Here is a 26683-nt window from a genome sequence, read left to right on the forward strand (position 1 = left end):
CACCCTGCAGGAAAATCGGCATGATCAATCTGGATGGTGAAGCCGGTGCGAACCGGGCCTCCCTTCCCTCATGCACGACCATGCCTATAGTCATAGCATTGACCTTTCCGCACACAACTCTCTATTTTTGCACAAACACGGTGCAAAAACGTACAGATTGATGCGACCATTTTCCTGGGACGACCTTCAATACTTCCTGGCTGTCGCGCGGACAGGCCAGCTCTCGGCGGCGGCGCGTAAGCTCCGGACCAATCACGCCACGGTTTCCCGCCGCATCGACCGGCTGGAGCAGGCGCTGGGGACGCGTCTTTTCGAGCGCAATCCGCGCGGCTATCTCCTGACGGCGGCCGGCGAGAAAATGGTGGAGCGGGCCGAGGTGATCGAACGCGAAGCCTCGCAGGTTCAAAGCGAGCTTGCCGGCGATGCAACCTCCGTCAGCGGTGTCGTGCGCATCAGCACGCTGGAAGGGTTCGGCAATTTCTTTCTCGCCGACCGCCTGCCCGATCTGGCGCGTTCCCTGCCCAGCCTGTCGATCGAGCTTCTCATCATCCAGCAGATCGTCTCACTGTCACGCCGCGAGGCGGACATGTCGGTGACGCTATCGACAAACCGGGCGGGTTCCCACCACTATGAGAAGATCACTATGTACCGGCTGTTTCTGTATGGCACCCGCGATTATCTGGAGAAGCATCCTCCGGTGCGCCGCAAATCCGATCTGGCGTCCCATCGCATCATTGGCTACATCGAAGACATGATCTTCACGCCGGGCCTCGATTACCATCGGGAGATCCTGCCGGGCGCCCGCGCCTTCTATCAGAGCTCCAGCATTCACGCCCAACTCGCCGCGACGCGAAAAGGGCTGGGGCTGTGCGTAATGCCGAACTTCATGGCGCGACACTATCCCGATCTTGTTCCCGTCATTCCGAAGGAGATTCACCTTGAACGCTACTACTGGTGCATCGCCCATCAGGACGTCGCCCACACGCCCCGAATCCGGATGCTGACCGACTTCATCAAGACGGAAGCGGAGGCCGCGAAGGACGATTTTCACGGCCAACAGCTTTTGGCGTAAAAGCAAGGCGTTTTACCGAAAACGGCAGCGTTTTACTGCGAATTCCGGAATTCCGGGACTTTTAGGGAATTTTGTCGCAAGCTGAATTGTCACATGGCCATGCGGTCTTCATTCGATGAGACTGCGCCCCGAAATGGAGAGGCCGCGATGAAGAACGCCCAATACACGCCCACCGACAACCCGATGCTGACGGGGACCCTTGGCCGCTGCCCGCAATGCCAGCAGGGCCACATCTTCAAAGGCTATCTCCAGCTTGCGGAGAGCTGCGAAGTCTGCGGGCTCGACTATTCTTTCGCCGATCCGGCCGACGGCCCGGCCTTCTTTGCGATGACCATTGCCGCCGTTCCCGCGCTTGCCTTCGGCGTCTGGTTCCAGATGGCATTCGAACTGCCGCTTTGGGTCCATGTTTTCACGACCGTGCCGCTGACGATCCTGAGCTGTATGGCGCTTCTGCGCCCGCTCAAGGGCTGGCTTGTCTGCTCGCAATATTTTCACAAGGCCGAGGAAGGCTCCATCGACCACGCCTGGCACAGCGAGGCGGCGAAAAACAAGGGCGATCAGGCCTAGATCGCCATGCGTCCATCCGGACGCACAAAGGACGATCTAGGTAGTCTATAGTTGGAGCATCGGAATAATCCGAAAACCGGATTCCACTTTTCGGTCCGATGCTCTAAACCGTCAGGTTCTCCGCCATCATTTCCTGAAGCGCATCATAGGCGGCAAGCACCGTTCGGGTTTGCGCTTCATGGGCAAGCCGAAACGCGTCGCCATAGACCGTCTCGTCCGGATATTCGGTGATGAGCGTCATCGGCGCGTCGTGGCGGTCGACTTCCGTGATGGTGATCGGGAAGCCGTTCAACACCTCGAACTGAAGTGCACCGGCGTGGATCTCGTACAGCCGGATCTGCGCCGCGTTGAAGGCGACGAGGCCCGGAACCTTTGCAAGTTCAGCCGTTACCTTTTCGATGAGACGGCGCGTGCGCTCGGCCCAGCCGGGCTTGTGACGGGCGACCAGGAAAAAGCCCTTCGGCACGGTCCACATCTCGAATCCGCGCGGAATGTAGCCCGTCAGCGGCCGTGTCCATTCATGCGAGGGGTAGCCGTGCAGATTGACGTGGAGCACGGCCTTGGTGCGTGAATAGGCTTCGCGGCGAATGGCTTTTTCATAAAGCGGTTCAGCCTCACGATATTCCAGATCGTCGCCGAGCGCGGTGTAACGGGCGGCGTGGTGCATATGGTGCGGCTGGCTCTGGCACAGCGCATAATGCAGCGCATAACCGTCCGGGTTTTCCAGCGGCGAAACCGTGAAATGCGCGCCCTCGCGCTCAGAGAGCAGCGAAGCACCGCGCAGGGCGCCGGCAACGCCGGAGATCTCGTTGGGATGCTGCCCGCCGCTCAGCATGATCGGGTGGTCGGTTCCGCGCACATAGCGCGCCGGTACCGGGCGGCCGGAACGCGATGAAACCTCGAACGCCTCGCCGCCGATCTCTTCAAGCGTCTCGTTGACCATCGAGACGGAGAACGGCCCCTCCGCCTCGTGCAGCGGCTGCGCCGGCCAAAAGGCGGGTTCGGTGGTGAGCGGCCGGGTCTCGACCTTGACGGTGATCGCGCCTTCGCCTGCCGCTATCACCGGAATGATCTGACCGGGCTGGAGCCCGCGCGACCCGAGCTTGCGGCCCGACTTCTTCTGGAAGAGTTCAAGCAGCGAGAAATAGAAATCCTCGTGCAGCGCTTCATGCAGACTGATCGCTTCCTCGCCGACCGGGAGACGCGTGTCTGCGCCGGGCATGGACACAGCAATGTGCAGCGCTTCGAAAAAAGGCTCGTCTTCACCCCATGGATGGGCATCGATGGCGGCCATCGTTTCGTGGAACAGGCGCTCGAAATCGGTTGCGAGCGCTTCGTCAAAAACGCGGCCATCCGGGTGACGCACGCGCAGCCAGCCACAGGGCGAGAGAAGCTCTTCGCCAATGTGATCGTCGGCAAGCCGGTTGGGCGCGAAGACCGCATGGCGCGAAACGGCGCCGTCCGCCGCCGTGATCTCGACACCATATTCGAGCGGGCCATCGACCGGCGCGGAGGTGAAACTGATCTCGGCCTCGCCCACCATCCCTGCCAGAGGATAGGCCTCCAGAAGGAAACGCTGCTCGGCAGCGGCAGAGCTTACCGGATAGGTGATGGCGATGCGCGGCGCGGCGGGCACGTCTTCCAGAAAGAAATGAACCAGCGGCTTGTAAGCGCTGTGCAGCCGCGCCTTAATGCCCACTTCCGCAAAGCGCTTTTCGGCGGCGCGGCGCGCCGCCTCATCCTCGAAAAGCCATGCCTCCAGCTCGCCGCCGCGCCATGCCTCAATGGCGTATTCGGCAACCAGACGGTCGAGCGTGCGGTCGAAGGTCTTTTCGAAGATCGAGGTCATGTTTCTGTGCGTCCTGTTGGATCGAGAAGATCGCGCAGCCAGTCGCCAAGCAGGTTCAGGCCGAGCACGGTGAAGAGAATGGCAAGTCCGGGAAAGACGCTGACCCACCATGCGTTCTGCAGATAGGTGCGGCCATCGGCCAGCATGCCGCCCCAGCTCGGGATGGTCGGATCGACGCCGAGGCCAAGGAAGGTGAGCGAGCTTTCCAAGAGGATGTTGGTGGCGACGTTGAGCGTCATCAGAACGATGACCGGGCCGGCGAGGTTCGGCAGAAGGTGCTGAAACAGGATCTTGAAATCCGGCACGCCGATGGCCTTGGCCGCATGGATGAACTCACGGTCGTTGAGCGACAGGACCGAGCCGCGCACAAGGCGGGCATACTGAACCCATTGCGACACGATGAGCAGGATGATCGTGTTGGTGATGCCGCCACCCACAATGGCGATGAAGGTGATGGCCAGCAGGATGAAGGGAAGCGCGAGCTGCACGTCGGCAAAGCGCATGACGAGCATGTCCCAGAAGCCGCGATAATAGCCCGAGATCAACCCCATCACGACACCGACCACCACGGCGCCGGCAACGGAGGTGAAGCCCACCAGAAGCGAAATCTTGCCGCCGGTTATCACACGCGCCAGCACATCTCGGCCCAGCGGATCGGTGCCCAGAATGTGCGCCCAGTCGGTAAACGGTTTTGTGAGACGTGCCGTCAGATTGATCTGCTCGCCGCCATCGGGAAAGAGCAGCGGTGAAAGCAGAACCAGAAGCGTCATCGTTCCGGCAAGTAGAATGCCGAGAATGAACTCGATGTTCTTGAAGTGACGCAAACGCGAAACAGCCTGTGCCATGATTGCGTCCTTTCCTATCGGTTGCGGATGCGCGGATCGACCAGCCCATAGGCGATGTCGACCAAAAGGTTGACGCCGATGATGAGCAGCGAAAGCACGGTGATGACCGCCTGCAGGACCGGATAGTCACGTCCGGCCACCGCATCGAAGGCGAGCGTGCCGAGGCCCGGCCAGTTGAACACGCGCTCGATCACCACGATGCCACCCAGAAGGCCGCCGAACTGGAGGCCGAAATAGGTGATCAGCGGAATGGCGCAGTTTCTGAGCGCATGCTTGTAGAGCACCTTGCTCTCGCTCAGGCCCTTGGCGCGGGCGACCTGGATGTACTGCGAGCGCAGCGTCTCAAGCATGGCCGTGCGCACCAGGCGCACATTGGTGGCGGTGAGAATGACCCCCATGGTGACCGCCGGCATGATGAAGCTGGCAAACCCGCTCATGCCTGATGGCGGCAGCCATTGCAGCATGATCGAGAACACCAGGACGAGCATGATGGCGAGCCAGAAATTCGGAAAGGAAAGCCCGACCAGAGACAGGATACGGATCACCTGATCAGCGGTCTTGCCCTTGTTGACCGCCGCGTGGATGCCAAGCGGAATTGAAATCGCGATGGAGACCAGCATGGAGGAGAAGGCCAGCGCCAGCGTGGCCGGCAAAGCCTTGGAAATGAGCAGGGATACCGAGGTGCCTCCGAGGAAGCTGCGGCCGAAATCGCCGACAAACAGACCTTTGATGAAATCCCAGTACTGGGCGATGAACGGTTCGTTGAGGCCGAGCGCCTGACGGATATTCGCCAGGTCCTCTTCCGTGACGCTGCCCGCACCCTGGGAGAGCATGAGTGCAGGATCACCGGTCAGCCGGATGGCGAACGACACCGTGAGGGTGACGACGAAAACGACGAACACCGCCTGCAGGATGCGTTTGAGAAGAAAACTGGCCACCAGAGCCTCCGGGATAGGTTCTGCGCGCTCGCGCAAAGTTCACGGGCTCGGGGGCGGCACGGGCCGCCCCCGACATTCATGTCCTGGGAGGACTATTCGACTTCAACCTCGTTGAGGCGCATGCGGCTGTCCGGCGGCGCGATGAAATTCTTCACCCGCTTGTTGACGCCGTAAATCGCATTGAGGTTGTAGAGCGGCATTTCGAGCGCGCGATCGGCCGCATAACGGGCGATCTCCTGCAGCACTTTCTCGCGCTTTTCAGCGTCGATCATCGGGCGCTGCGATTCCAGAAGCGCATCGAGCTCCTTGTCGCTGTCATACGGGTTCCAGCGCTCGCCCGTGTGGTACATCAGGTAGGCGGTGTTGTCGTAGTCGAGCGTCCAACCGCCCCAGCTCTGCTGGAACATTTCGCCGGTCTTGCCCTGCGGGATGATATCGTTGAGCAGGACATTGGTCTCATACGGCTTGATGGTGGCGTTGAGGCCGACCATCTGCAGATAGCTGGCGACCGCCTGGGTGACTTCACCGAAGGTGGCATCATTGCCGCGAATGTCGATCTGGACCGGTGCGCCGGCAGCAACGCCCGCTTCCTTCAGAAGCTCCTTGGCCTTTGCCTGATCGAAGGGCAGCGGCTCCATCTCCGGGTCGTAACCGAAGGACAGTTCCGACTGGAAGGATGCGATCTGCTTGGCCTGTCCGCCGAGAACAGCGTCGATGATGGCCTTGCGGTCGACAGCCATGATCATCGCCTTGCGTACGCGCTCATCAGCGGTGATGCCGTTGCCGGTGTTGAAGCGCAGGGCATAGACCGTCGGGCTGGTGACCGAGCGGATTTCGAGCTTCTCATCCGCCTCGATGGTGGGAACCATGGAGATCGGAATGGTCGGCGGGATGACGATGTCGACACGGCCGGCCTGCAGCTCGGCAACGGCGGTGGCCGGCTCCGAGATGAAGCGGTACTCGACAGCGTCGAGCTTCGGTGCACCGCCCCAGTGATCGGCAAAGGCTTCAAGCTTCACGCCGACCTTCGGCTCGTAAGAGGTCATCTTGAACGGGCCGGTGCCAACGGGATTTGCGTTGACGAAGTCTTCTTCGTTCTCCGTGACGTATTTCGGCGGCACGATCATCGCGCCATAGCCGGCGAGCTTGGTGATCAGCACCGGGTCGGGTTGGGTCAGAACCAGATCCACCGTGAAATCGTCAACGATCTCGACCTTTTCGATGACGGCATAGTTGGAGCGCTGCGGGCCCTTCTTGCCTTCTTCGCCAAGCAGGCGGTCGAAGGTGAATTTCACGGCCTCGGCGTTAAAATCCTCGCCATTGTGGAACTTGACGCCTTCGCGCAGCTTGAAGCGGATGCGCTTGCCCTCGTCGAGCACGTCCCACTCGGTGGCCAGTGCGGGCACGATCTTCGTGTCGGGACCGCGATAGACCAGACCGTCATAGATGTTGGTGGCGACGGACGACCAGTTCACCAGGAAGGTGTCGATGGGGTCCCAGCTGCCCGGATCCTGCGGGGAAGAAATGGTGAGCGTGCCTGCGGCCTGCGCCGGCATCGCGCCGAACGGCAGCGCCGCCAGCACGGCGGCCAGCAATGCGCCGCGTGTTTTGCCGAATGTCATGGAAAGTCCTCCGTTTCTTTTGCGTTTGTGTTCCAGTGTTCAGCCCGTGGCGTCGCGCGCGACCAGATGGTCGGGCGCAATCTCCACCAGAGGTTTGATTTCCGGCTCGTCGCCCACCCGGCGAACCGGGCTTGGGATTTCACCTTCGAGCATGGGCCGGTCAGGCCGCTTTGTCGGGTCGGCGATGGGAACCGCCGAGAGCAGTTTCTTCGTGTAGGGATGCGTGGCGCGCTCGAACACGGCCTCGCGCGAACCCGCCTCCACGATCTGCCCCAGATAGAGCACGGCGACGCGGTGGCTGACCTTTTCGACCACGGCCATGTCGTGGCTGATGAAGAGATAGGACAGGCCTTCGTCAGCCTGCAGCTCCATCAACAGATTGATGATCTGCGCCTGCACCGACACGTCGAGCGCGGACAGCGCCTCATCGGCGATGATGAGCTTGGGCCGCGAGGCGAGCGCACGGGCGATGCAGATGCGCTGGCGTTGACCACCGGAAAACTCATGCGGGTAACGGCGCGCATGCTCGGCCTTGAGGCCGACGCGCTCAAGCAGTTCATCCACGCGCTTCTGCCGCGCGGCGGCGCCTTCGATCAGGCCATGTGTGACGATGGGCTCGGCGATGGAGAATCCGACGGTGCGGCGCGGATCAAGCGAGGCAAACGGGTCCTGGAAAACATACTGCACCTTCTGGCGCAGGCTGTGCCGCTCGGCCGAGGACATGGCGGAAATCGCCTTGCCCTCAAAGAGGATTTCGCCGCCGGTCGCTTCCTGAAGCTGCTGGATGGTGCGGCCGATGGTGGACTTGCCGGAGCCGGATTCGCCGACCAGCGACAGGGTCTCGCCCGGCCAGATGTCGAGGCTGACCTTTTCCACCGCGTGAACGCGATGGGTGACGCCGCCGAAGAAACCCTTCTTGATGTCGAAACGGGTTTCGAGGTTTTTGAGGCTCAGGATCGGGGGCTGATCGTAGCGGGCGGTGTCCTGCAGATGCTCCTCGCCCACGAGACGGGGCGTTTCGCCATCCATGACAGCAACCGGCAAACGCTTGGGATATTTCTCGCCGGCCATGGAGCCGAGGGTGGGAACGGCGGACAGAAGGGTCTGGGTGTAAGCATGCTTTGGGCTGGCGAAAACCTGTTCGACCGGGCCTTCCTCGACCTTCTGGCCGCGCCACATGACCACCACATCATCAGCCACCTCGGCCACCACGCCCATGTCATGCGTGATGAAGATGACAGCCATGCCGAGCTTTTCCTGCAGGTCGCGGATGATCGAGAGGATCTGCGCCTGAATGGTGACGTCGAGCGCGGTGGTGGGCTCGTCGGCGATCAGAAGTTTGGGCTTGCAGGCAAGCGCCATGGCGATCATCACGCGCTGGCGCATGCCGCCGGAAAGCTGGTGCGGATAGCGTGAAAGCAGTGCGCGGGCATCCGGCAGGCGCACCATTTCGAGCAAATCGCCGGCCTGACGCAGCGCCTCTTTCTTCGAGACGCCTTCGTGCAGCATCAGCACTTCGGCAATTTGGTCGCCGATGGTGAAGACCGGGTTGAGCGAGGTCATCGGCTCCTGAAAGATCATGGCGATGTCCTTGCCACGAACCTTGCGCATTGTGTCGACCGACGCCTTTGCCAGATCGACCGGGCCATTGCCGCCATCGAACAGGATCTCGCCACTGGCGATGGTTCCGTTCATGTGGTCGATCAGCCGCATGATGGAGAGCGAGGTGACCGATTTTCCGGAACCGGATTCGCCCACAATGGCCAGCGTGCGGCCGGGCGCGACCCGGAAGCTCAGATCGTCCACGACCCAGTTCGAGCCGAAGGCGACGGCCAGCGAACGAATGTCCAGTAACGTGTCCTGACCGAGCTGCGGCATAGAAACTCCCATCTGAAGGACAGGCCGATTTGCCCCATTGAACCCGGCGGCGTCTGGCCCTAGTCTTTAGACCAAGAGCGAAGGTAGACGCTTGGTTTCCGCGCTTTCTTGAGCGGCCCTGTCGGCAAAAGAAAACATTTCCAGACATTTTGTCAATAAATTATCATTGAAGAAACGTGAAATTGGTTTTGCCGTTGTGGGATCCGGCTCAGGGCCTGCTCGCCGCAGCCGATAAATTGATCACGCACACATGGCTTGACAGTTTCGTTTCGCCAGCTAGGCTTGAGCCATAATAAGATTTTGGCATCTGGGCCTCGCCGGGAATATTGTTGTTCCCGTCGGGGCCCTTTGCGTTTTTGGGGAACGGGTGTGAACACTTATCCGATCGGCGTTCTGTTTTCGCGTAGCGGTGGCTATAGCCGGCCGGCCGAGCAGGGCTACTTTGGCGCATTGGCGGCAGTGGCCGACATCAATGCCGATGAGACCTACCCTTTCCAGCTTGAAGCCCATCATGCGGACCCGAAAGGCAATGCCGACCGCTATGCCGAGCTTTGCCGCGACCTGATCCGCCAGACAGGCGCGCAGCATATTGTCGGCTGCACCACCTCATGGAGCCGCAAGGAGGTGATCCCGGTCGTCGAAAAACTCGATGCCCTCTTGTGGTACCCTTGCGTCTATGAGGGTTTCGAGGTTTCGGAAAACCTCGTCTACATCGCCGCTTGCGCCAACCAGCAGCTTGTGCCGCTGCTCGACTATATCGTTCCGCGCTTTGGCGGACGCGGTTTCCTGACTGGCGCGAATTATATCTGGGGGTGGGAGACAAACCGCATCGCACGCGACGTGCTGACCCGCTCCGGCGGCAGCGTTCTGGGCGAACGCTACGTGCCCATCGGCGATGATGATATCGACCATCTCATCGAGGAAATCCGCGAAAAGCGGCCTGACTTCATCCTCAACAATCTGATCGGAAATTCCTCCTATGCCTTTCTCGCCGCCTATCAGGCGCTCGGAAAGGAAGACCCGGCTTTCCTGCCGGAAAACTGCCCTGTCGTGAGCTGCAATCTCTGCGAGAACGAGACCACACGGCTCGGCACCATCGCAGAGGGACAATACACCGTATCGAGTTATTTCCGGGCGCTGGCGAGCGAAGAGAACGACCGCTTCGCCGCCCGGATGAAGGCTGAAAATCCTGAACAGGTGGCGGACGCATTTTTCGTTCAGGCCTATGCCGCTGTGGTGATGATCGCCGATGCCATACGCCGCACCGGAAGCGATGAAGCACAGCGGGTGCTGGAAGCGGTCCGTGAGCATGAGACGACAACGCCGCTTGGTTCGTTGCGCGTCGATCCTGCGACCAATCACGTCAACCTCCACGCCCATATCGGCCGCACCCGTGCCGATGGCGATTTCGAGATCGTGCATCATTGCCCCAAAGCCATCGCGCCGGACCCGTTTCTGACGGCGACACCGCTCGACCGGCTCTATGGGGGCACCGCTGCCGATGCGCGGCAGCTGAGGGTCGTGCGATGAGCCCGGCACTTGCCCATACGCCCAATTTCGTCGGCTGGCGGGCGCTGATCCTGCACCGGCCGCACCAGAATGTGGACGCGCTCACCGCGCAATGTGCACGCATCGGCATCGCCGCCGAACAGGCATGGCCGACGCTGGAAAACCGCGACGCCATGCGCGATTTCAACGTGCTGCTGATCGATGCCGATATGGGCCATGACGAGCAGTTTCCATGGGCGCCCGGCTTGGCGCCCATGCCCATGATCGCGCTGATCGGTTCGGAAGCTCCCGGCCGCATCGCCTGGACGATTGGGCAGGGCGCGGATGCGCAGCTTTTGAAGCCCATTGGCAGTGCCGGGCTTTACAGCGCGCTGGTCGTGGCCAGCCAGGGTTTTCTGCGGCGCACGGCGCAGACCGAAGAGATCGCCCGGCTGAAGGATCAGCTCGCCCAAAGGCAGCTTGTTGCAGAGGCAACGGCCATCCTGATGCTGAAGCACAATTGCGATGCTGGCACGGCCTATAACCACCTTCGCAAGACAGCCATGGCCGAACGGCGCTCCATCGAGAAAGCTGCTGCCGGCATCATCGCAAATCTTGATACAGACGGACGGACGAATGTCACAAACGGTCGCTGAGACACAGTCACCAGTGGCGACGCCTTCGGTGATGATGCGCCTTCTGCGCCGACCGTTGGCGCTGACCGGGCTCATCATCATTATGGTGGTCGTGCTGGCGGCACTCTTTGCGCCATGGCTCGCGCCTTACGATCCTTATGAGCAGTTCTTCGAGGGTCTGACCATTGAGGGCGCACCACTTCCGCCCAATGCACAGTTCTGGTTCGGCACCGACCTTGTGGGGCGGGACCTCTTCAGCCGTTTGATCTATGGCGCGCAAACCTCGCTGATCATCGGCGTGGTGGCCAATGGCATTGCCGTGGTGATCGGCTCGGCGGTGGGCATTTCCGCCGGCTATTTCCGCGGCTGGGTCGACACGGTTCTGATGCGCTTTACCGATTTGATGATGGCCTTTCCGGCCCTGCTTCTGGCCATCGTTCTGGCAGCGATCTTCAGCCCCAGCCTGTGGATCGTGGCCATGGTGATCGCCATGGTGAACTGGGTGCAGATCGCCCGCGTGACCTATACCGAGACGCGTTCCATCGCCGAACGCGACTTCGTCGTGGCCGAGCGCGCCATGGGCGCGGGCGCGGGGCGCATCCTGTTCCGCCACATTCTGCCGCATCTGCTCTCCACCATCATCGTGTGGGCGACGCTCGGCATCGCCACCACCGTGCTTTTGGAAGCAACGCTTTCCTTCCTCGGCATTGGCGTTCAGCCGCCCATTCCCTCCTGGGGCAACATCATCTTCGAGAACCAGACCTATTTCACCTCCGCGCCCTGGCTCGTCTTCATTCCGGGCGTGGCCATCCTCGCGCTGGCACTGGCCTTCAACCTCGTGGGTGATGCGCTGCGTGACATTCTCGACCCGACACAGCAGGGGCGCCACTGATGCTTGCCTATATCACCCGCCGCCTGATCCAGACTGCGCTGATCCTGCTTGGCATCAGCTTCGTGACCTTCGTGCTGCTCTATCTCGTACCGGCGGACCCCGCGCGCCAGATTGCAGGCCGCAGCGCCACCGCTGCAACGGTGGAGAACATCCGCGAACAGCTTGGGCTGAACCTCCCCTTCTATGAGCAATATCTGCGCTATCTCGGCGGACTTTTGAACGGTGATCTCGGCCGCTCATATCTGCAGAAAACGGAAGTTTCCGAACTCATCGCTTCCCGCCTTCCCGCGAGCCTTCTCCTGATGGTCGGCGCGATCTTCTGCGAACTCGTGCTGGGCCTCACCATGGGGGTCGTGGCAGCGCTGAAGCGCGGCTCGCGCACCGACGACACGCTGATGATCGCCTCATTTGTCGGCGTGTCAGCCCCGCAATTCGTGATCGGCATTCTGCTGCTCTACATCTTCGCAGTGAAACTCGGCTGGTTCCCCATCGGCGGCTACGGCACGTTTGCGCATCTCGTCCTGCCCTCCATCACGCTCGGCTTTCTGGGGGCCGGCTGGTATTCCCGCATGATGCGTTCATCGCTGATCGACGTGCTCAGGCAGGATTATATCCGCACCGCCCGCGCCACCGGTGTGACCCGCGCAAAAGTGCTTTTCGGCCATGCGCTTCCCAACGCCATCCTGCCCATCATCGCCATGATCGGCATCGATATCGGGCTCTTCATGTCGGGCATTGTGGTGGTGGAAAGCGTGTTTGGCTGGCCCGGCATCGGGCAGCTCGCCTGGCAGGCAATCCAGCGTGTCGACATTCCCATCATCATGGGCGTCACGCTGGTTTCGGCCTGCGCCATCGTTCTCGGCAATCTGCTTGCCGATCTGATCACTCCGCTGATCGACCCGCGCATCAAGCTGCGCTGATGCAGAACCAACAAAATGTGCAGCACCAGAGAAAGGAACACTTGAGATGAGAAAACTGCTTCTGGCCGGCGTCGCCGCCGCTGCCCTTTCCACCTCCGCCATGCTTGTCCCTGCTCTTGCAGAAGACATCAAGCAGGGCGGCTCCATGACCGTGACCTACAAGGATGATGTTTCCACGCTCGATCCGGCCATCGGTTATGACTGGCAGAACTGGTCGATGATCAAATCGCTGTTCGACGGTCTGATGGATTATGTGCCCGGCACCACGGAGCTGCGCCCGGAGATCGCCGAATCCTACGAGATTTCCGGGGACGGAACGGTCTTCACCTTCAAGCTGCGCGACGGCGTGAAATTCCACAATGGCCGCGACCTGACGGCCGAGGACGTGAAATACTCCATCGAGCGCACGGTGAACCCGAAGACCCAGAGCCCCGGCGCCGGCTTCTTCGGTTCCATCAAAGGTTTCGAAGAAGCCTCCAGCGGCGATGCGGACGGGCTTTCCGGCATCACTGTGGTGGACGATCACACCATCAAGTTCGAGCTCTCGCGGCCCGACGCGACCTTCCTCCACGTGCTGGCGCTCAACTTCGCCCATGTGGTGCCGAAGGAAGAGGTGGAGAAGCACGGTGCCGATTTCGGCAAGCACCCGGTCGGCTCCGGCGCGTTCAAGCTTTCCGAATGGACGCTTGGCCAGCGCCTCGTCTTCGAGCGGTTCGAGGATTACTGGAACCCCGGTGTGCCGAAGCTCGACCAGATTATCTTCGAGGTTGGACAGGAACCGGTCGTGGCGCTTCTGCGCCTGCAGAACGGCGAAGTGGATGTGCCGGGCGATGGTATTCCGCCGGCGAAGTTCATCGAGGTACAGAACGATCCCAAGTTCAAGGACCTCATCATTCAGGGCGGACAGCTGCACACCGGCTATGTGACCATGAATGTGAAAATGGAGCCCTTCGACAAGCCGGAAGTGCGCAAGGCCGTGAACATGGCCATCAACAAGGACCGCATCCTGCGCATCATCAATGGCCGCGCCGTTGCCGCCAACCAGCCCCTGCCGCCCTCCATGCCGGGCTACGCCAAGGATTATGAGGGCTATGCCTATGATCCCGAAGCCGCCAAGGCGCTTCTGGCAGAAGCCGGGCTTGCCGACGGGTTCGAGACCGAACTCTATGTGATGAACACCGATCCGCAGCCGCGTATCGCGCAGGCGATCCAGCAGGATCTGAAGGCCATCGGCATCAACGCCTCGATCAAATCGCTGGCGCAGGCCAATGTGATCGCGGCTGGCGGCGAGGAAGATCAGGCGCCGATGATCTGGTCGGGCGGCATGGCGTGGATTGCCGACTTCCCCGATCCGTCCAACTTCTATGGTCCGATCCTCGGTTGCGACGGCGCGGTGCCGGGCGGCTGGAACTGGGCCTGGTATTGCAATGAGGATCTCGATGCCATGGCGAAGGAAGCCGATGCCATGGTCGACCCGGCCAAAGCCGGCGAGCGCGAGGCCATGTGGCGCGATATCTATCTGAAGGTGATGGAAGACGCGCCATGGGCGCCGATCTTCAACGAAGAGCGCTTCACCATCCGTTCCGAACGCATCGGTGGCGACGACAAGCTGTTCGTCGATCCGGTGCACATTCCCGTCCACTATGACGAGGTTTTTGCCAAAGATGTGCAGTAACTGCGACTACACCATTCACGGGCGACATCACCATTTCGGGTGGGATCATTCGATCCCGCCCGCAGAACGGGTGACGCCGGGCTCGACGCTGGAATTCGAGTGTCTGGATTCCGGCTCCGGCCATTTTTCGCCCGACAGCACCGTGGACGACATCGCCACGCTGGATTTCTCCAAGGTCAATCCGGTCAACGGCCCCATCTATGTGGAAGGGGCCAAGCCGGGCGACGCGCTGAAGGTGGAAATCTTGTCGTTCAAACCGTCCGGCTTTGGCTGGACGGCGAACATTCCCGGCTTCGGGCTTCTGGCAGACCAGTTCAAGGACCCGGCGCTGACGCTGTGGAACTATGACGCGACCAGCCTTGCCCCGGCTGCCTTCGGCAAGCATGGCCGCGTGCCGCTGAAACCCTTTGCCGGAACCATCGGGCTGGCACCGGCGGAAGCAGGTCTCCACTCAGTGGTGCCGCCACGGCGCATGGGCGGCAATCTCGACATTCGCGATCTGGCGGCGGGCACCACGCTCTATCTGCCGGTCGAGGTGGAGGGCGCGCTGTTCTCCATCGGCGACACCCACGCTGCACAGGGCGATGGCGAAGTGTGCGGCACGGCCATCGAGAGCCAGATGAACGTGGCGGTGAAGCTCGACGTGGTGAAGGATGCCAACCTTGCCATGCCGCGCTTCACCACGCCAGGGCCGGTGACGCGGCATCTGGATGCGGAAGGCTATGAGGTGACGACCGGCATCGGCTCCGACCTCATGGAAGGGGCGCGGGCCGCCCTTTCCGGCATGATCGACCTTCTGTGCGCCACGCGCGGGCTCTCGCCCGAGGACGCCTACATGCTGTGCTCCGTGTGCGGCGACCTGCGCATCAGCGAGATCGTCGACCAGCCCAACTGGGTGGTCTCGTTCTACTTCCCGCGCATCGTTTTCTCGTGAGAAAGGCCCTATGACCATAGCGCGCGCCAAGGATATCATCTCAGCTACCGGCCTTTTGGAAGTAAGCGGGCTCACCGTGCAGGTGGCCACGCCAACAGGCGCGCGCACGGTCGTGGACGATCTGTCCTTCACACTGGAAAGCGGAAAGACCCTGTGCATCGCGGGCGAAAGCGGTTCTGGCAAATCCATGACCGCGCTTTCCCTGATGCAGCTTCTGCCAAAACCCATGGCACGGGTTTCAGCCGGCACCGCCATTCTGGCGGGGCGCGATATTCTCGCCCTGCCGGAAGCCGAGATGCGGCAGGTGCGTGGGCAGCGTATCGGCATGATTTTTCAGGAGCCGATGACATCGCTCAACCCGGTGCTTTCCATCGGCAAACAACTGGCCGGCGCGATTTCCGCCCATGGCGGGCTTTCTGAGAAAGCGATCCGTGCCCGAGCGCTTGAACTGCTCGATCAGGTGCAGATTCCCGAGCCCGCGCGGCGCTTGAAGCAATATCCGCACGAGCTTTCCGGCGGCATGCGCCAGCGTGTGGTGATTGCCATGGCGCTGGCCCAAAACCCGCAGATCCTGATTGCCGACGAGCCGACCACCGCGCTCGACGTGACCGTGCAGGCACAGATACTGGCGCTGATACGCAAATTGCAGGCCGACCTCGGCATCTCCGTCATCATGATCACGCATGACATGGGCGTGGTGGCCGAGATGGCGGACGACGTGCTGGTGATGCAGCATGGGCGCATGGTGGAGCACAGCCCCGCCAGCGTGATTTTCTCAAAACCGCGCCACCCATATACGCGCGAATTGCTCGCCGCCGTGCCACGGCTGGGCGAAATGACCGGCACCACGGAGCCGAAGCGCGTGGCAGCGCGCCCCGGAACCGGGCCGGACAAGCCGCTTGTTGCCGAACCGTTGGTTTCCGTAAAAGACCTGACCGTGCGCTTCGACATCAAGGGCGGCATCCTGCAACGCCCGGTACAGCGTGTGCACGCGGTGGAAGGTGTTTCCTTCGACATCATGCCGGGCGAGACGCTTTCGCTGGTGGGCGAATCCGGCTGCGGGAAGTCCACCACCGGCAAGGCGCTTTTGAACCTGATCCCCTGGCAGGGCGATATTCGCGTCGGCGGGCGTTCCACGCGCGGGCTTGCGCCACGCGCCATGCGGCCCGTGCTGCGGGATGTGCAGATGATCTTTCAGGATCCCTATGCCTCGCTCGATCCGCGCATGCGGGTGGGTGATCTGGTGGCCGAGCCGCTGCAGATCCACGGGCTGGCAAGCGGTAGCGCGCTGGAAGACCGTGTGGCCTATCTCTTCAAACGCGTGGGGCTTTCGACAGATCAAATGCGGCGCTATCCGCATGAATTTTCCGGCGGACAGCGCCAGCGCATCTGCATCGCCCGCGCGCTTTCATTGTCGCCAAAACTGATCGTGGCGGATGAATCGGTGGCCGCACTCGATGTCTCTATTCAGGCACAGGTGCTCGATCTGTTGCAGGACATCCAGAACGAGACGGGCATGTCCTATCTCTTCATCTCGCACGACATGGCCGTGGTGGAGCAGATCAGCCATCGCGTGGCGGTCATGTATATGGGGCGGTTTGTGGAGATGGGCAGCCGAGCGCAGATATTCGAAAACCCGCAGCACGAATATACCAAGAAGCTGATGGCAGCAGTGCCGGTGGCCGACCCGTCACGCCCGCGCCGGGCATTCATGGAAAAGGCGGAGGATTTGCCGAGCCCCGTTCATGGGCTCACCTATACGCCACCGCGACAAACTGCACACGACATTGGCGACGGGCATTTGGTGTGGCTGGGCGATTAGGAAGGAAGTCCCGCGAGCTCCGCATGGCCAATCTGAATAAGACTACGCCGGCCGCATCCAACAAAAAAGGCCGGGCACTAACCCGACCTTCCTGATCATCTCGATGCGATGTGCCAGTACATCCGTGGTCACACCGCAGAGATTAAAACTAAGCAGCCTGCAGATTGTCTGCTGCATTCTTGCCGGACCGGCGGTCCTGCACGATGTCGAAGCTCAGCTTCTGGCCTTCAACGATGGTCTGCATACCGGCGCGTTCAACGGCGGAGATGTGGACGAACACATCATTGTCGCCATTGTCAGGCGCGATAAAGCCGAAACCTTTGGTGGTATTGAAGAATTTCACGGTACCAATAGTCATACGATTTTCCTTTCAAATCGTCATGGAGGTTCGATGCCGGCAACTGCCGGACATCAGAGAGTTCGAATTTGAGGGAAGATCGTAGGGGCGCTTGGCAGCGCGAAAACAAAGTTCAACAGCAATTTCGATAAACATCGTGTAGAGGCAGATTGCGTCGAAAGCAAGGCTGGGCGGAATAAATAGACCGCCCGCCTCCGCAAACCCTAAAGCAAGCGCAGGAAAAAAATCAGGCTCATCACCGTTCCCACGATGATAACCACGGCGCGCACCACGGAAGCCGGGAGCGCGCGGGCGAGCGGCGCTCCCGCATAGCCGCCGACCGTCGCCGCGACCATCATCACAAGCGCCTGCGGCCAGGCCACAATGCCGGCGAGCGCGAATGTGGCCACCGAAATGGCCGAAAGGATGAAGGACAGGCCGTTTTTCAGGCCGTTCATCGTGTTCAGATCGCGCATGCCCCAAAGCGAGAAAACCGCCAGGAGAACAATGCCCAGACCGCCATTGAAATAGCCGCCATAGATCGCAACGAGGATCGTGCTGAACCAGCCCTCCCCTGTTCCGGTCCCGAAACGGCGGGCGAGGCTTTGTATCTTCGGCCCAAAGGCGAAAGTGAGCGTGGCAATGGCCAGCAGGAAAGGGACGACCAGCGAGAACGCCTCATTGGAGGACACAAGCAGAAGAAGCGAGCCGGCAAGCCCGCCAATGGCCGTGAGACCGGCAATGCGGACAAGGCGCCGTCGATCGAAGGCAGCAATCTCAGATCGGAAACCGAGCGCGCCGCCAAGGTAGCCTGGGAACACTGCAACAGCGCTGGTGGCGTTGGCAGAAACGACCGGAACGCCGGCATAAACGAGTGCCGGAAAGGTCAGAAACGTTCCGCCGCCGGCGACCGTATTCAGTGTGCCGGCGAAGAATGCGGCAACTGCCAGAATGAGATAATCTTCCATCGTGGTTCCTGCTTCGATGCGCTTGGCAGAGCTGCACTAACCCAACAAGGTCGACAGGCCAATGGCCTCTGCGCCTCAGCGATTGGTGCAGGTGGCATGCCCTCTTTGGCAACAACATTGGGATGCGTCACCGACAACCCTTCAACCTTTGTTGTGAATCTGACATTAGGGAAATCGTGAAGGGACTTTGAGCGCTGACCCCACGGCGAAGCGCTTCGTAGCATGCTGGATATCCCCATGGAGAATAGCCCTGTGATCAGCATGACCGGCTTGATCGGTCCGACGATCATGCTCGTCTTTGCGATCGGTTTCATATGGGTGTGGTGTGTGGACAGGCGTCATCTGCATTCCGCCATTCTCGCCATCGCCTGCGCATTGTTCGGTCTGGCTCTGCTTTCCCAGGTCCTGCAATGGCCTGCGGGAATTGGGCCCAATGCGCTCTTCTCCGGGTTTCTCTACACGCTGGCCGTGGTGCTGGCGAGCGTGGGCATATTGCGTCGCGCCGGCAAACGACTCGGGTTCGCCTTCGGTGTTTTGCTGATCGCCGCCATCATGATTTCGTTGTGGTATTTCGCCTATGTTCAGCCCAATCTTCTGGCTCGAATCTATGTGCAGAACTTCGGCTATGGTGCCATACTGCTCCTCGTGGCGTTGCGCATCCTGCCAAGCCGCAACACCGGAAGGGCCGATCATGTTCTCTTTTGGGTGTTGCTTGCCTTTGCATTGCATTTCTTTCCGCGAACGCTGCTGACGGCAAAACGCTCTCTGCCCACGCTGGCTATGGCTCCCGGCGATTCACTGTTCTGGCAGACGCTGCAACTTTCGCTGTCTGTTATGGGGGCCGCTCTTGCCCTGACGGTCCTTGCCACGATCCTGACCGACGTGATGAAAGAATTACGGCAGGACCGGGACCTGGACGGGCTGACAGGTGTCTTGAACCGTCGCGGTTTTGAAGAGACGGCAGACCGCCACCTGAAATCACGGCGTCGGGCGCCACTTGCCCTCATCGTCTGCGACCTGGATCATTTCAAGCAGATCAACGACACGCTCGGCCATCACGTCGGCGATGCAGCCCTCAAGGCGTTTGGAAACATGCTGCGCAAATGCGCGCGCTCGAGCGACATTGTCGGCCGGATCGGCGGCGAGGAATTTGCGCTGCTACTGCCCCATACGGATCTCGCAGGGGCACGTGACCTGGCTGAACGCTTGCGCAGCGCCCTTTCCTCCAATACGCATTCGATCCACCAAAGGGATGTTCGGCTTTCGGCAAGTTTCGGCGTCGCCCTGAAGAATGCTGACGACAATCTTGCCACGCTGCTTATGCGGGCGGATCGCCTCCTCTATGACGCCAAGCAGGCAGGTCGCGACCAGATCGTATCTGATCCTGCACCGCCCTCGTATGGCAGCGACGCGGGCGCTGTTCCATCCAGCCCGGCGCCGAGTACCTGAGGCCACGTGCAATTTCAGTTGCCAGTTTCGCCGACAGCAGCAAGCGTGCATTTCACGAAATCCCGCACGAACGGGTTCATGCTGTCTTCGCGCCAGGCGACAACCAGAGAGACGGCCTTTGGCAGTTTGGGAAGCTCGCGATAAACCACGTTTTCCATCGGCGTCATGACAACCCAGGCCGGGACGATGCCGACGCCGATGCCGGCTGACGCCATGGCAACGACGGTCATGGTATGGCTGACCTCCTGCACCACTTTGGGGACAAAGCCTGCCTTTCGGCAGTGTTGCAGGACAACATCCTGATAGCTGACACCGACGATAGAAGAATAGGTAATGAAATTCTCGTCGCGCAGATCCTCGACTTCGAGGTTCTTGCGCGCGGCAAGGTTCGATTCCGCCGGAAGCACGGCGACGAACCCCTCCCGATAAATCTCCCGATAGGCAATGCCGGAAGCCGTGCGCGGAGGACGCACAAAAGCCACGTCGATTTTGCGATCCTTCAAAAGGGCGAGTTGCTCTTCCGTCGTGTGGATCTGCATGTCGAGGAGGACCGAGGGGTTGCGCCGGCTGAATTCGCGCATCGCTTTCGACATGAAATTGTAGAGACCGACATAGACGGCGGCGATACGCAAACGGCCGGAGGAAAGACCGCCTGCCGCCTGCGTCTCTCGGATGCCCTCTTCCAAAGACACCAGCACCTGCTGCGCCTTTTCGAACAAAACCCGTCCGGCCGGTGTCAGCGTCACGCTGCGGGTGGTGCGGTCGAACAGCCTGACACCAAGCCGCTCCTCCAATTGGCGGATCTGCTGACTGAGCGGTGCCTGCGACACGCCCAGCATTTCGGCAGCCCTGCCAAAATGCAGCTCCTGCGCGACGCGCATGAAATAGCGTAGATGGCGAAGCTCGATGGCGCCAAGTGACTGCATCGCAATGCCCAATTAATATACAGAACAGAAAAATAGCGTCGATAAATATATTGGACAACCAATATTTGACCATGCTTCCGTAGCTGAAAAAGAGAATGGGGACCCCCGTGAAAGACCACAAACCAATGGACCTGGTGCGTCCGCTGAGGATCGCTGTTGGCGTCCTGCTCATCATCGTCGTGAGTGTGACGCTGCTGCAGATTTTCCTAAGGTATTTTTTCAATGCACCACTCGTGTGGAGCGAAGAACTCGCGAAACTGCTGATCGTGTGGATCGCGTTCATCGGAGCGGCGGCGGTTTGCTGGGATGGCCGGCATCTCAATGTCGATGTGTTTTATCTGATGTTGCCCAAAGGGTTCCGCACGATGGTACGCTACATCAATGCGGCCCTTTCCATCGGTTTTCTTGCAATTTTGGGATGGACCAGCGTGAAGCTGGTGATCCTTGAAAATATGCAGGATCTCTCCGCCCTGCCGCTTCCTGCGGGCGTGGTGCGGCTGGCTGCAACGGTGGGCGCCGCGTTGATGATCGCAGCGATCATCGGACGCATCGTCTATGTCCGGCCAATGCACCGCCAGACCGATCCGGCCTATGGCCATGAAGACCCCATGTGATCCGCGGACCCCACAATGCTGACCATCTCGATTATCGGACTTCTCCTGGTCCTTCTGTTCATGGGGCTGCCGCTGGTGTTTTCCATCGGCATATCCTCCATGGTGTATTTCTTCTTTGCCGACATTAATCTGGCGCTTCTGACCCAGCGCATGACGGCCTCCATCAATTCCTTCCTCATTCTGGCGATCCCGTTCTTCTTTCTCGCCGGGGAGCTGATGAATGCCTGCAAGCTGACCGACCGCATCATTGCCATGGCGAAGGCGCTGGTCGGGCACATCCATGGCGGCCTTGCCCAGGTCAACATCTTTGCAAGCCTGATCTTTTCGGGAATGTCGGGGTCTCCAACCGCCGACACGACGGCGCTCGGCTCGGTGCTGATCCCCGCCATGAAGAAGGAGGGCTATCCCGCGCCGTTCTCTGCCGCGGTGACCGTTGCGTCCTCCATGGTGGGGCCGATGATCCCGCCGAGTGTCGCGCTCGTGATCTATGGCACGCTCGCCAATGTCTCTATCGGCCGTCTGCTTCTGGCGGGTATTTTGCCGGGCTTCGTGATCATCGGAACGCAGATGCTGTTCACGTATTTTTATGCGCGCAAACGGAACTTTCCCCGTTATGAGCGAGCGACGCTGCCGGAGCTTGCGACTGCGATCAAGGGCGGTGGACCGGCCATTCTCTTCCCGGTCATCATCGTGGCGGGCATTCTGTTCGGCATATTCTCACCCACCGAGGCGGCAGCCGTTGCGGTGCTCTATGGCCTGCTTCTCAGCCTGTTCTACCGCAATGTGAAGGCCGCCGACATCTGGGGCGCGATCCAGAATACGGCGCTCGGCACGGCACGCATTCTATCCATCATCGCAGTGGCTTCGGCCTTTTCGTGGATCATGGTGCGCGAACAGGTGCCGCTGGCCATCGCCGATGGCATCTCCACCATCTCGGAGAACCCGGTGATCGCACTCTTCGTGATCGTTGCGATGCTTCTCGGCGTCGGGCTTCTCATGGTCGCCTCCTCCGCCGAAATCGTTCTGACGCCGATCCTCGTTCCGGTGATCCTGCAATTCGGCATCGATCCGGTGCATTTCGGCGTGCTGATGGTGTTCAGCCTGATCATCGGCGGCGCAACACCGCCTGTGGGTGTGCTGATGTTCATCGCACAGGACATCGCAAAGATATCCCACGGCCAGATGGTGAAGGCGATGCTGCCCTTCTACATCCCGCTTTTCACCGCGGTCGTGCTGCTGGTCCTGTTCCCGCAGATCAGCCTTTTCATTCCCAACCTCGTGTTCGGAAACTGAGCGTTCAATGACTTTGGAGTCCATGCATCAATGAGTACCGCGAAGAAGCACCTCCTGGAGGACATGACCTTTCTGGAATTCCAGGAGCGGATGGGCGAGGATCCGGTGATCCTCATCCCGCTCGGCTCACAGGAAATCCAGGGGCCGATGGTGCCGATGGGCGACTTCATGCTGACCCGTGAAATTGCCAGCCGCGTGGCGGAGAAAAGCGGGGCCATTGCGGCACCCACCATGCCCTTTGGCTATGCGGAATATTTTCGCTCGGTGCCAGGCGGCATTGCCCTTTCGGCCGATGCGTTCCGCGCCACGCTGCGCGACATGCTCGACAATTTTCTCGACCACGGGCTCACGAAGCTTGTGATCGTCAACGGCCACAGCGGCAATGCACCACTGATCGACCAGGTCATACGCGCGGTCCGCCGCGACCATGACGTGCTGGTTCCCTGCATCAATCTATGGCGTTCGATTCCCGATGCCCTCTGGCAAGAGGTCCATGGCGAGTTCGGCAAGAAGGCGTTTGCGCATGGCGGCGACCCGATCACTTCGGTCTATCTGCACCTTTTCCCGGACCTCACCCGCATGGATGCCGTGGAGATCGACGCCGAGTTCGGAAAGATGATCGACCTGCCCACTGCCGGGCTTGCCGCGGTGCGCTTTCAGGGCACGGAGATCGGCCTGCCGGTCAATGTGGACGATCACTGCTCCAACGGGATCGCCGGCGGTGACGCCTCACGGTCTTCGGCTGACAAGGGCGCCCGTTTCGTCGATCACCTCGTGACGTTCTGCTCCGACTTTGTCGAGCACATGCGGTCCGTTTCTTCATCCACAAAAGCGAAATCAAAAGGGGAGTATGCAGCATGAAGATGAAAGCACTCGCACTCAGCGCCGTTCTTCTGGCGACGGCCAGCGCACAGGCGGACGAAATCCGCTATGCGCTCTGGGCCCAGCCGGGCGAGGCACAGTATGAAGGCGCCCAGGAGTTCAAGCGCGTGGTGGAGGAAAACTCCGATCACACGGTGACGATTTTCCCGGGCGACCAGTTGGGCACCCCGCGTGAGGTTTATGCGCAGATGGCGCTCGGCTCGACGCAGATGCTGGCAAGCGGCGATCCCGGCCTCAAGGAAATCGAATATCTCGCCCTGCCCTATCTGATGAACGGCATCGACAACTACAAGAAGGTGCTCGATACGGATTTCGGCAAGGAATGGAACGAGCGGCTCACCGCTGAGCGTCAGGTGCGGATGCTTGGCTTCATGCCGCGCAGCCCGCGCCAGATCAGCGCCAATGTGGTCATCAACTCCATGGACGATCTGAGCGGCCTGAAGCTGCGCGCACCTGAACGCGACTACTATGTGGAATCGCTGCGGGCTCTGGGCGCCAATCCCACCCCGATGGCCTTCGCAGAAGTTTATACCGCCCTGCAGACCGGCATCGTTGACGGGCAGGAAAACCCGATCGAGACGATCTATGCCCAGAAATTCTACGAAGTGCAGAAGGGCGTGGCGATGGTCGATTACATCAACAAGCCCGCTTATGTGGTCATCAGCGATCAGTTCTGGCAGGGGCTTTCGGAGGAAGACCAGGCGCTTCTCCAGAAAGCCAATGATGCCTCGACCGCCAAAATCAACGAACTGATGCCGGACCAGACCAAGAAATACATCGCCGAGATGGAAGCGGCCGGCGTAACGGTCACCCATCCCGACAAGACGCCTTTCATGGAAGCCACGCAGTCCGTGCGCGACAACCTTGGCAAGGGTGTCTGGGGCGAAGACGTCTACAATCAGATCGTCGCAATCGGCAAAGAATAGCCGATCCCCTGACGACAACTGCCGGCGTGGTCCTGACAGGCTGCGCCGGCCATTTTTTACTTTTCGAGGAATGCAGCCCAGCCATGAGTGAAGAGCAAAACCTGCGCGCGCGCATTGAAGAGATCACAGCCGAGATCACACCGCGCCTGATCGAAATCCGCCGGCAGCTCCATGCCAATCCGGAGCTCGGCTTCGAGGAATACGAGACCTCGACGCTGGTCATGCAGGAGCTGACACGTCTCGGAGTCGATCATCGCTCCGGCATCGGAAAAACCGGTGTCGCAGCCACCATCGGACAGGGCAACGGCAAGACGATCGGAATTCGTGGCGACATGGACGCGCTGCCGATCGAAGAAACCGCTTCGCCGGAATATAAATCGCGCAACCCGGGCAAGATGCACGCCTGTGGGCACGACGCACACACGGCCATTGCGCTTGGTGTGAGCGAAGTGCTGGCACGCCTTTCAGATGCTCTGCCGGGCCGGGCTCTGATGGTGTTTCAGCCGGCGGAGGAAGGGTTGGGCGGCGCGCGCGCCATGCTGGAGGACGGCCTGTTCGAGTGGGTCGAACCCGACATCATGCTCGGCTATCACAACTGGCCGCTGATCGACGGCGGCACGATCGGCTATCATCCGAAGACAGCCTTCGCTTCCACAGACCCGTTCGACATCACCATCACCGGTCAGTCGGGCCATGGGGCGCACCCGCACCTTGCGGTCGATCCCATCGTTGCTGCCGGCAACCTCGTTTCCTCGCTCCAGACGATCGTTGCCCGCGAGATCGCCCCACTGGAAGCCGCTGTGGTGACCATCGGCTCGATCAAGGGCGGATCGGCACGCAACCAGATCCCCGACAGTGTGACGCTAGAAGGCACGACCCGCAGCCAGAACCCCGCCGTACGCGAGGCAGTGAAAGCGGCCATCGAGCGGGTTTGCGCAGGCATCGCGCTCACGCACCGGGTGACCTGCGAGCCGACCTTCCTGACCGGCGTTCCGCCTGTGGTGAACGATCCCGACATCCTGCAGCCTGTGCTTGAGACCGCACGACGCATGATCGGCGACGACAAGGTGATCGAACTGCCGCAGGGCTCCATGGGCAGCGAGGATTACGCGGAGTTTTCTACCCGTGTGCCAAGCGCTCATCTGAGGATCGGCTCGCGTCTCAAGGACCGAAAGACGATGCTCCATCGCAGCGATTTCGACCTGGACGAGGCGTGTATTCCAACGGCGGTGAAGGCCATCACGGCGGCGGCCATCGACCTGATGAAGCGCTGAACCGGCCTCGGGCAATCTCTGTTATCCCACGACAAAGCCCGGGCAACTGCCCGGGCTTTGCTGCTTCCGCTTCCTGTTTAGCCGATCGCGCGTTTGGCCATCGCCCGGATCAGATTGGCGCGGTAGGCGGCATCGCAATGGATGTCGGACATGAGCCCGTCAGCCGAGATTTTCACCCCGTCCACCGCCGCGGCAGACCAGTCCTTCGAGAGCGCCTGTTCCAGCCCCTCATGGCGGAACACGCCATCCGATCCGGCTCCCGTGACTGCAACGCGCACGGCGCCACCAGCTTTGGCCACGAAGACCCCGGTCATGGCGTAGCGCGAGGCTGGATTGGGGAATTTTGCGTAGCCGCAGGCCTCCGGAGCCTCGAAGCTGACGGCGGTGATGATCTCACCCTCATCCAGCGCCGTGGAGAAAAGCCCGGTGAAGAAATCACCCGCGGCAATCTCGCGCCGGTTTGTGTGGATCGTGGCTGCGAGCGCCAGAAGACCCGCCGGATAGTCTGCCGCCGGATCGTTGTTGGCGATGGAGCCGCCGATGGTTCCCTGATGACGCACAGCGGGATCGCCGATGCCGCCGGCCAGCTTGACGATGGCCGGGCAGACCTTTGCGAGTTCGGCATTTTCGGCGACCGCCGCATGGGTGGTCATGGCACCGATGGTGACCTTGCGTCCCGATATCTTCACGCCAACGAGATCTGCGATGCCGCGCAGGTCGATGAGGTCCGAAGGGGCGGCCAGGCGGTGCTTCATGGTAGGAAGCAGGGTCTGACCGCCGGCGAGCAACTGCCCGTCGGAGGCGGCAGAGAATTTAGCCGCCGCATCGTCGACGCTTGCGGCACGGTGATAGGTTACATCATACATAACTGGCCTCC

Annotated in this window: 24 protein-coding genes; 15 read left to right on the plus strand and 9 right to left on the minus strand. The window is 60.8% G+C overall.

Going from position 1 to position 26683, the window contains the following annotated elements; genetic code table 11:
• Positions 1-160 precede the first annotated feature (160 nt).
• Both H7H48_RS06545 and H7H48_RS06550 read left to right on the plus strand, forming a co-directional pair.
• Positions 161-1072 (plus strand): LysR family transcriptional regulator, encoded by a 912-nt coding sequence (locus tag H7H48_RS06545; protein ID WP_229447985.1) that lies wholly within the window; start codon positions 161-163, stop codon positions 1070-1072.
• Positions 1073-1219: 147 nt separating this feature from the next.
• Positions 1220-1639 carry a DUF983 domain-containing protein gene (locus H7H48_RS06550; RefSeq protein ID WP_229447986.1) on the plus strand — a complete coding sequence of 140 codons (420 nt, stop codon included), beginning with the start codon at positions 1220-1222 and terminating at the stop codon, positions 1637-1639.
• A gap of 103 nt (positions 1640-1742) precedes the next feature.
• Here the strand turns inward: H7H48_RS06550 and H7H48_RS06555 are convergent, their stop codons facing one another.
• The 5 genes from H7H48_RS06555 to H7H48_RS06575 form a co-directional block, all read right to left on the minus strand.
• Entirely contained in the window at positions 1743-3488 is a 1746-nt protein-coding gene (locus tag H7H48_RS06555) for a peptidase M14 (protein WP_229447987.1), read from the minus strand.
• On the minus strand, positions 3485-4333 hold the full coding sequence (locus H7H48_RS06560) for an ABC transporter permease (protein ID WP_065816482.1): 849 nt from the start codon (positions 4331-4333) through the stop codon (positions 3485-3487). Before H7H48_RS06560 ends, H7H48_RS06555 begins: the two co-directional genes overlap by 4 nt.
• Before the next feature lie 14 nt (positions 4334-4347).
• On the minus strand, positions 4348-5271 hold the full coding sequence (locus H7H48_RS06565) for an ABC transporter permease (protein WP_065816572.1): 924 nt from the start codon (positions 5269-5271) through the stop codon (positions 4348-4350).
• A gap of 92 nt (positions 5272-5363) precedes the next feature.
• Positions 5364-6893, minus strand: coding sequence for an ABC transporter substrate-binding protein (locus H7H48_RS06570; protein WP_229447988.1), 1530 nt, complete (start codon positions 6891-6893; stop codon positions 5364-5366).
• A 39-nt stretch (positions 6894-6932) separates the two neighbouring features.
• Positions 6933-8771 (minus strand): dipeptide ABC transporter ATP-binding protein, encoded by a 1839-nt coding sequence (locus tag H7H48_RS06575; protein ID WP_229447989.1) that lies wholly within the window; start codon positions 8769-8771, stop codon positions 6933-6935.
• A 369-nt stretch (positions 8772-9140) separates the two neighbouring features.
• On the opposite strand from H7H48_RS06575, the gene H7H48_RS06580 reads away from it, so the two are divergent.
• The 7 genes from H7H48_RS06580 to H7H48_RS06610 are packed head-to-tail and all read left to right on the plus strand — an operon-like array spanning position 9141 to position 17137.
• Positions 9141-10301: a transporter substrate-binding domain-containing protein gene (locus tag H7H48_RS06580; RefSeq protein ID WP_229447990.1), complete on the plus strand. Its 1161-nt coding sequence runs from the start codon at positions 9141-9143 to the stop codon at positions 10299-10301.
• Complete coding sequence (locus H7H48_RS06585) at positions 10298-10915, plus strand: ANTAR domain-containing response regulator (RefSeq protein WP_229447991.1); 618 nt, start codon at positions 10298-10300, stop codon at positions 10913-10915. The genes H7H48_RS06580 and H7H48_RS06585 overlap by 4 nt, the downstream gene beginning before the upstream one ends.
• The gene (locus H7H48_RS06590) at positions 10896-11786 is read left to right on the plus strand and encodes an ABC transporter permease (protein ID WP_229447992.1); all 891 of its coding nucleotides are present in this window, start codon (positions 10896-10898) and stop codon (positions 11784-11786) included. Before H7H48_RS06585 ends, H7H48_RS06590 begins: the two co-directional genes overlap by 20 nt.
• On the plus strand, positions 11786-12706 hold the full coding sequence (locus H7H48_RS06595; protein ID WP_229447993.1) for an ABC transporter permease: 921 nt from the start codon (positions 11786-11788) through the stop codon (positions 12704-12706). Before H7H48_RS06590 ends, H7H48_RS06595 begins: the two co-directional genes overlap by 1 nt.
• 46 nt (positions 12707-12752) lie before the next feature.
• Complete coding sequence (locus H7H48_RS06600) at positions 12753-14381, plus strand: ABC transporter substrate-binding protein (RefSeq protein WP_229447994.1); 1629 nt, start codon at positions 12753-12755, stop codon at positions 14379-14381.
• Entirely contained in the window at positions 14371-15315 is a 945-nt protein-coding gene (locus H7H48_RS06605; protein WP_229447995.1) for an acetamidase/formamidase family protein, read from the plus strand. The genes H7H48_RS06600 and H7H48_RS06605 overlap by 11 nt, the downstream gene beginning before the upstream one ends.
• Positions 15316-15325: 10 nt before the next feature.
• Entirely contained in the window at positions 15326-17137 is a 1812-nt protein-coding gene (locus H7H48_RS06610) for an ABC transporter ATP-binding protein (protein ID WP_229447996.1), read from the plus strand.
• Positions 17138-17285: 148 nt separating this feature from the next.
• Here the strand turns inward: H7H48_RS06610 and H7H48_RS06615 are convergent, their stop codons facing one another.
• Both H7H48_RS06615 and H7H48_RS06620 read right to left on the minus strand, forming a co-directional pair.
• The gene (locus tag H7H48_RS06615; protein WP_229447997.1) at positions 17286-17495 is read right to left on the minus strand and encodes a cold-shock protein; all 210 of its coding nucleotides are present in this window, start codon (positions 17493-17495) and stop codon (positions 17286-17288) included.
• Positions 17496-17698: 203 nt separating this feature from the next.
• Entirely contained in the window at positions 17699-18442 is a 744-nt protein-coding gene (locus tag H7H48_RS06620; RefSeq protein WP_229447998.1) for a sulfite exporter TauE/SafE family protein, read from the minus strand.
• A 237-nt stretch (positions 18443-18679) separates the two neighbouring features.
• Between H7H48_RS06620 and H7H48_RS06625 the strand changes: the two genes are divergently transcribed.
• Positions 18680-19891 (plus strand): GGDEF domain-containing protein, encoded by a 1212-nt coding sequence (locus H7H48_RS06625; protein WP_229447999.1) that lies wholly within the window; start codon positions 18680-18682, stop codon positions 19889-19891.
• Positions 19892-19905: 14 nt separating this feature from the next.
• Here the strand turns inward: H7H48_RS06625 and H7H48_RS06630 are convergent, their stop codons facing one another.
• Positions 19906-20817, minus strand: coding sequence for a LysR family transcriptional regulator (locus H7H48_RS06630; RefSeq protein WP_229448002.1), 912 nt, complete (start codon positions 20815-20817; stop codon positions 19906-19908).
• 107 nt (positions 20818-20924) lie between these two features.
• On the opposite strand from H7H48_RS06630, the gene H7H48_RS06635 reads away from it, so the two are divergent.
• The 5 genes from H7H48_RS06635 to H7H48_RS06655 all read left to right on the plus strand — a co-directional run bounded on the left by H7H48_RS06635 (position 20925) and on the right by H7H48_RS06655 (position 25806).
• Positions 20925-21431 carry a TRAP transporter small permease gene (locus H7H48_RS06635; protein ID WP_229448004.1) on the plus strand — a complete coding sequence of 169 codons (507 nt, stop codon included), beginning with the start codon at positions 20925-20927 and terminating at the stop codon, positions 21429-21431.
• A gap of 15 nt (positions 21432-21446) precedes the next feature.
• Positions 21447-22724, plus strand: a complete 1278-nt coding sequence (locus tag H7H48_RS06640) for a TRAP transporter large permease (RefSeq protein WP_229448005.1) — start codon at positions 21447-21449, stop codon at positions 22722-22724.
• Positions 22725-22754: 30 nt separating this feature from the next.
• On the plus strand, positions 22755-23585 hold the full coding sequence (locus H7H48_RS06645; RefSeq protein WP_229448007.1) for a creatininase family protein: 831 nt from the start codon (positions 22755-22757) through the stop codon (positions 23583-23585).
• A complete protein-coding gene (locus H7H48_RS06650; protein WP_229448009.1) occupies positions 23582-24532 on the plus strand; it encodes a TRAP transporter substrate-binding protein in 951 nt (316 codons plus the stop codon). The genes H7H48_RS06645 and H7H48_RS06650 overlap by 4 nt, the downstream gene beginning before the upstream one ends.
• 83 nt (positions 24533-24615) lie before the next feature.
• Positions 24616-25806, plus strand: a complete 1191-nt coding sequence (locus tag H7H48_RS06655; RefSeq protein ID WP_229448011.1) for a M20 family metallopeptidase — start codon at positions 24616-24618, stop codon at positions 25804-25806.
• 77 nt (positions 25807-25883) lie between these two features.
• Here H7H48_RS06655 and H7H48_RS06660 read toward each other — a convergent pair whose 3' ends face one another.
• Positions 25884-26672 carry a xanthine dehydrogenase family protein subunit M gene (locus H7H48_RS06660; RefSeq protein ID WP_229448013.1) on the minus strand — a complete coding sequence of 263 codons (789 nt, stop codon included), beginning with the start codon at positions 26670-26672 and terminating at the stop codon, positions 25884-25886.
• Positions 26673-26683 lie beyond the last annotated feature (11 nt).

The sequence above is a fragment of the Nitratireductor sp. B36 genome (genome assembly GCF_020833685.1).
In the GTDB taxonomy this organism is placed as follows: domain Bacteria; phylum Pseudomonadota; class Alphaproteobacteria; order Rhizobiales; family Rhizobiaceae; genus Nitratireductor.

What these genes read in the sequence shown, in the direction of transcription:
- H7H48_RS06545 (WP_229447985.1), top strand. Translation starts at nt 161, where the DNA reads ATGCGACCATTTTCCTGGGACGACCTTCAATACTTCCTGGCTGTCGCG.
- H7H48_RS06550 (WP_229447986.1), top strand. Translation starts at nt 1,220, where the DNA reads ATGAAGAACGCCCAATACACGCCCACCGACAACCCGATGCTGACGGGG.
- H7H48_RS06555 (WP_229447987.1), bottom strand. Translation starts at nt 3,488, where the DNA reads ATGACCTCGATCTTCGAAAAGACCTTCGACCGCACGCTCGACCGTCTG.
- H7H48_RS06560 (WP_065816482.1), bottom strand. Translation starts at nt 4,333, where the DNA reads ATGGCACAGGCTGTTTCGCGTTTGCGTCACTTCAAGAACATCGAGTTC.
- H7H48_RS06570 (WP_229447988.1), bottom strand. Translation starts at nt 6,893, where the DNA reads ATGACATTCGGCAAAACACGCGGCGCATTGCTGGCCGCCGTGCTGGCG.
- H7H48_RS06575 (WP_229447989.1), bottom strand. Translation starts at nt 8,771, where the DNA reads ATGCCGCAGCTCGGTCAGGACACGTTACTGGACATTCGTTCGCTGGCC.
- H7H48_RS06585 (WP_229447991.1), top strand. Translation starts at nt 10,298, where the DNA reads ATGAGCCCGGCACTTGCCCATACGCCCAATTTCGTCGGCTGGCGGGCG.
- H7H48_RS06590 (WP_229447992.1), top strand. Translation starts at nt 10,896, where the DNA reads ATGTCACAAACGGTCGCTGAGACACAGTCACCAGTGGCGACGCCTTCG.
- H7H48_RS06595 (WP_229447993.1), top strand. Translation starts at nt 11,786, where the DNA reads ATGCTTGCCTATATCACCCGCCGCCTGATCCAGACTGCGCTGATCCTG.
- H7H48_RS06600 (WP_229447994.1), top strand. Translation starts at nt 12,753, where the DNA reads ATGAGAAAACTGCTTCTGGCCGGCGTCGCCGCCGCTGCCCTTTCCACC.
- H7H48_RS06605 (WP_229447995.1), top strand. Translation starts at nt 14,371, where the DNA reads ATGTGCAGTAACTGCGACTACACCATTCACGGGCGACATCACCATTTC.
- H7H48_RS06610 (WP_229447996.1), top strand. Translation starts at nt 15,326, where the DNA reads ATGACCATAGCGCGCGCCAAGGATATCATCTCAGCTACCGGCCTTTTG.
- H7H48_RS06615 (WP_229447997.1), bottom strand. Translation starts at nt 17,495, where the DNA reads ATGACTATTGGTACCGTGAAATTCTTCAATACCACCAAAGGTTTCGGC.
- H7H48_RS06620 (WP_229447998.1), bottom strand. Translation starts at nt 18,442, where the DNA reads ATGGAAGATTATCTCATTCTGGCAGTTGCCGCATTCTTCGCCGGCACA.
- H7H48_RS06625 (WP_229447999.1), top strand. Translation starts at nt 18,680, where the DNA reads ATGGAGAATAGCCCTGTGATCAGCATGACCGGCTTGATCGGTCCGACG.
- H7H48_RS06630 (WP_229448002.1), bottom strand. Translation starts at nt 20,817, where the DNA reads ATGCAGTCACTTGGCGCCATCGAGCTTCGCCATCTACGCTATTTCATG.
- H7H48_RS06640 (WP_229448005.1), top strand. Translation starts at nt 21,447, where the DNA reads ATGCTGACCATCTCGATTATCGGACTTCTCCTGGTCCTTCTGTTCATG.
- H7H48_RS06645 (WP_229448007.1), top strand. Translation starts at nt 22,755, where the DNA reads ATGAGTACCGCGAAGAAGCACCTCCTGGAGGACATGACCTTTCTGGAA.
- H7H48_RS06650 (WP_229448009.1), top strand. Translation starts at nt 23,582, where the DNA reads ATGAAGATGAAAGCACTCGCACTCAGCGCCGTTCTTCTGGCGACGGCC.
- H7H48_RS06655 (WP_229448011.1), top strand. Translation starts at nt 24,616, where the DNA reads ATGAGTGAAGAGCAAAACCTGCGCGCGCGCATTGAAGAGATCACAGCC.
- H7H48_RS06660 (WP_229448013.1), bottom strand. Translation starts at nt 26,672, where the DNA reads ATGTATGATGTAACCTATCACCGTGCCGCAAGCGTCGACGATGCGGCG.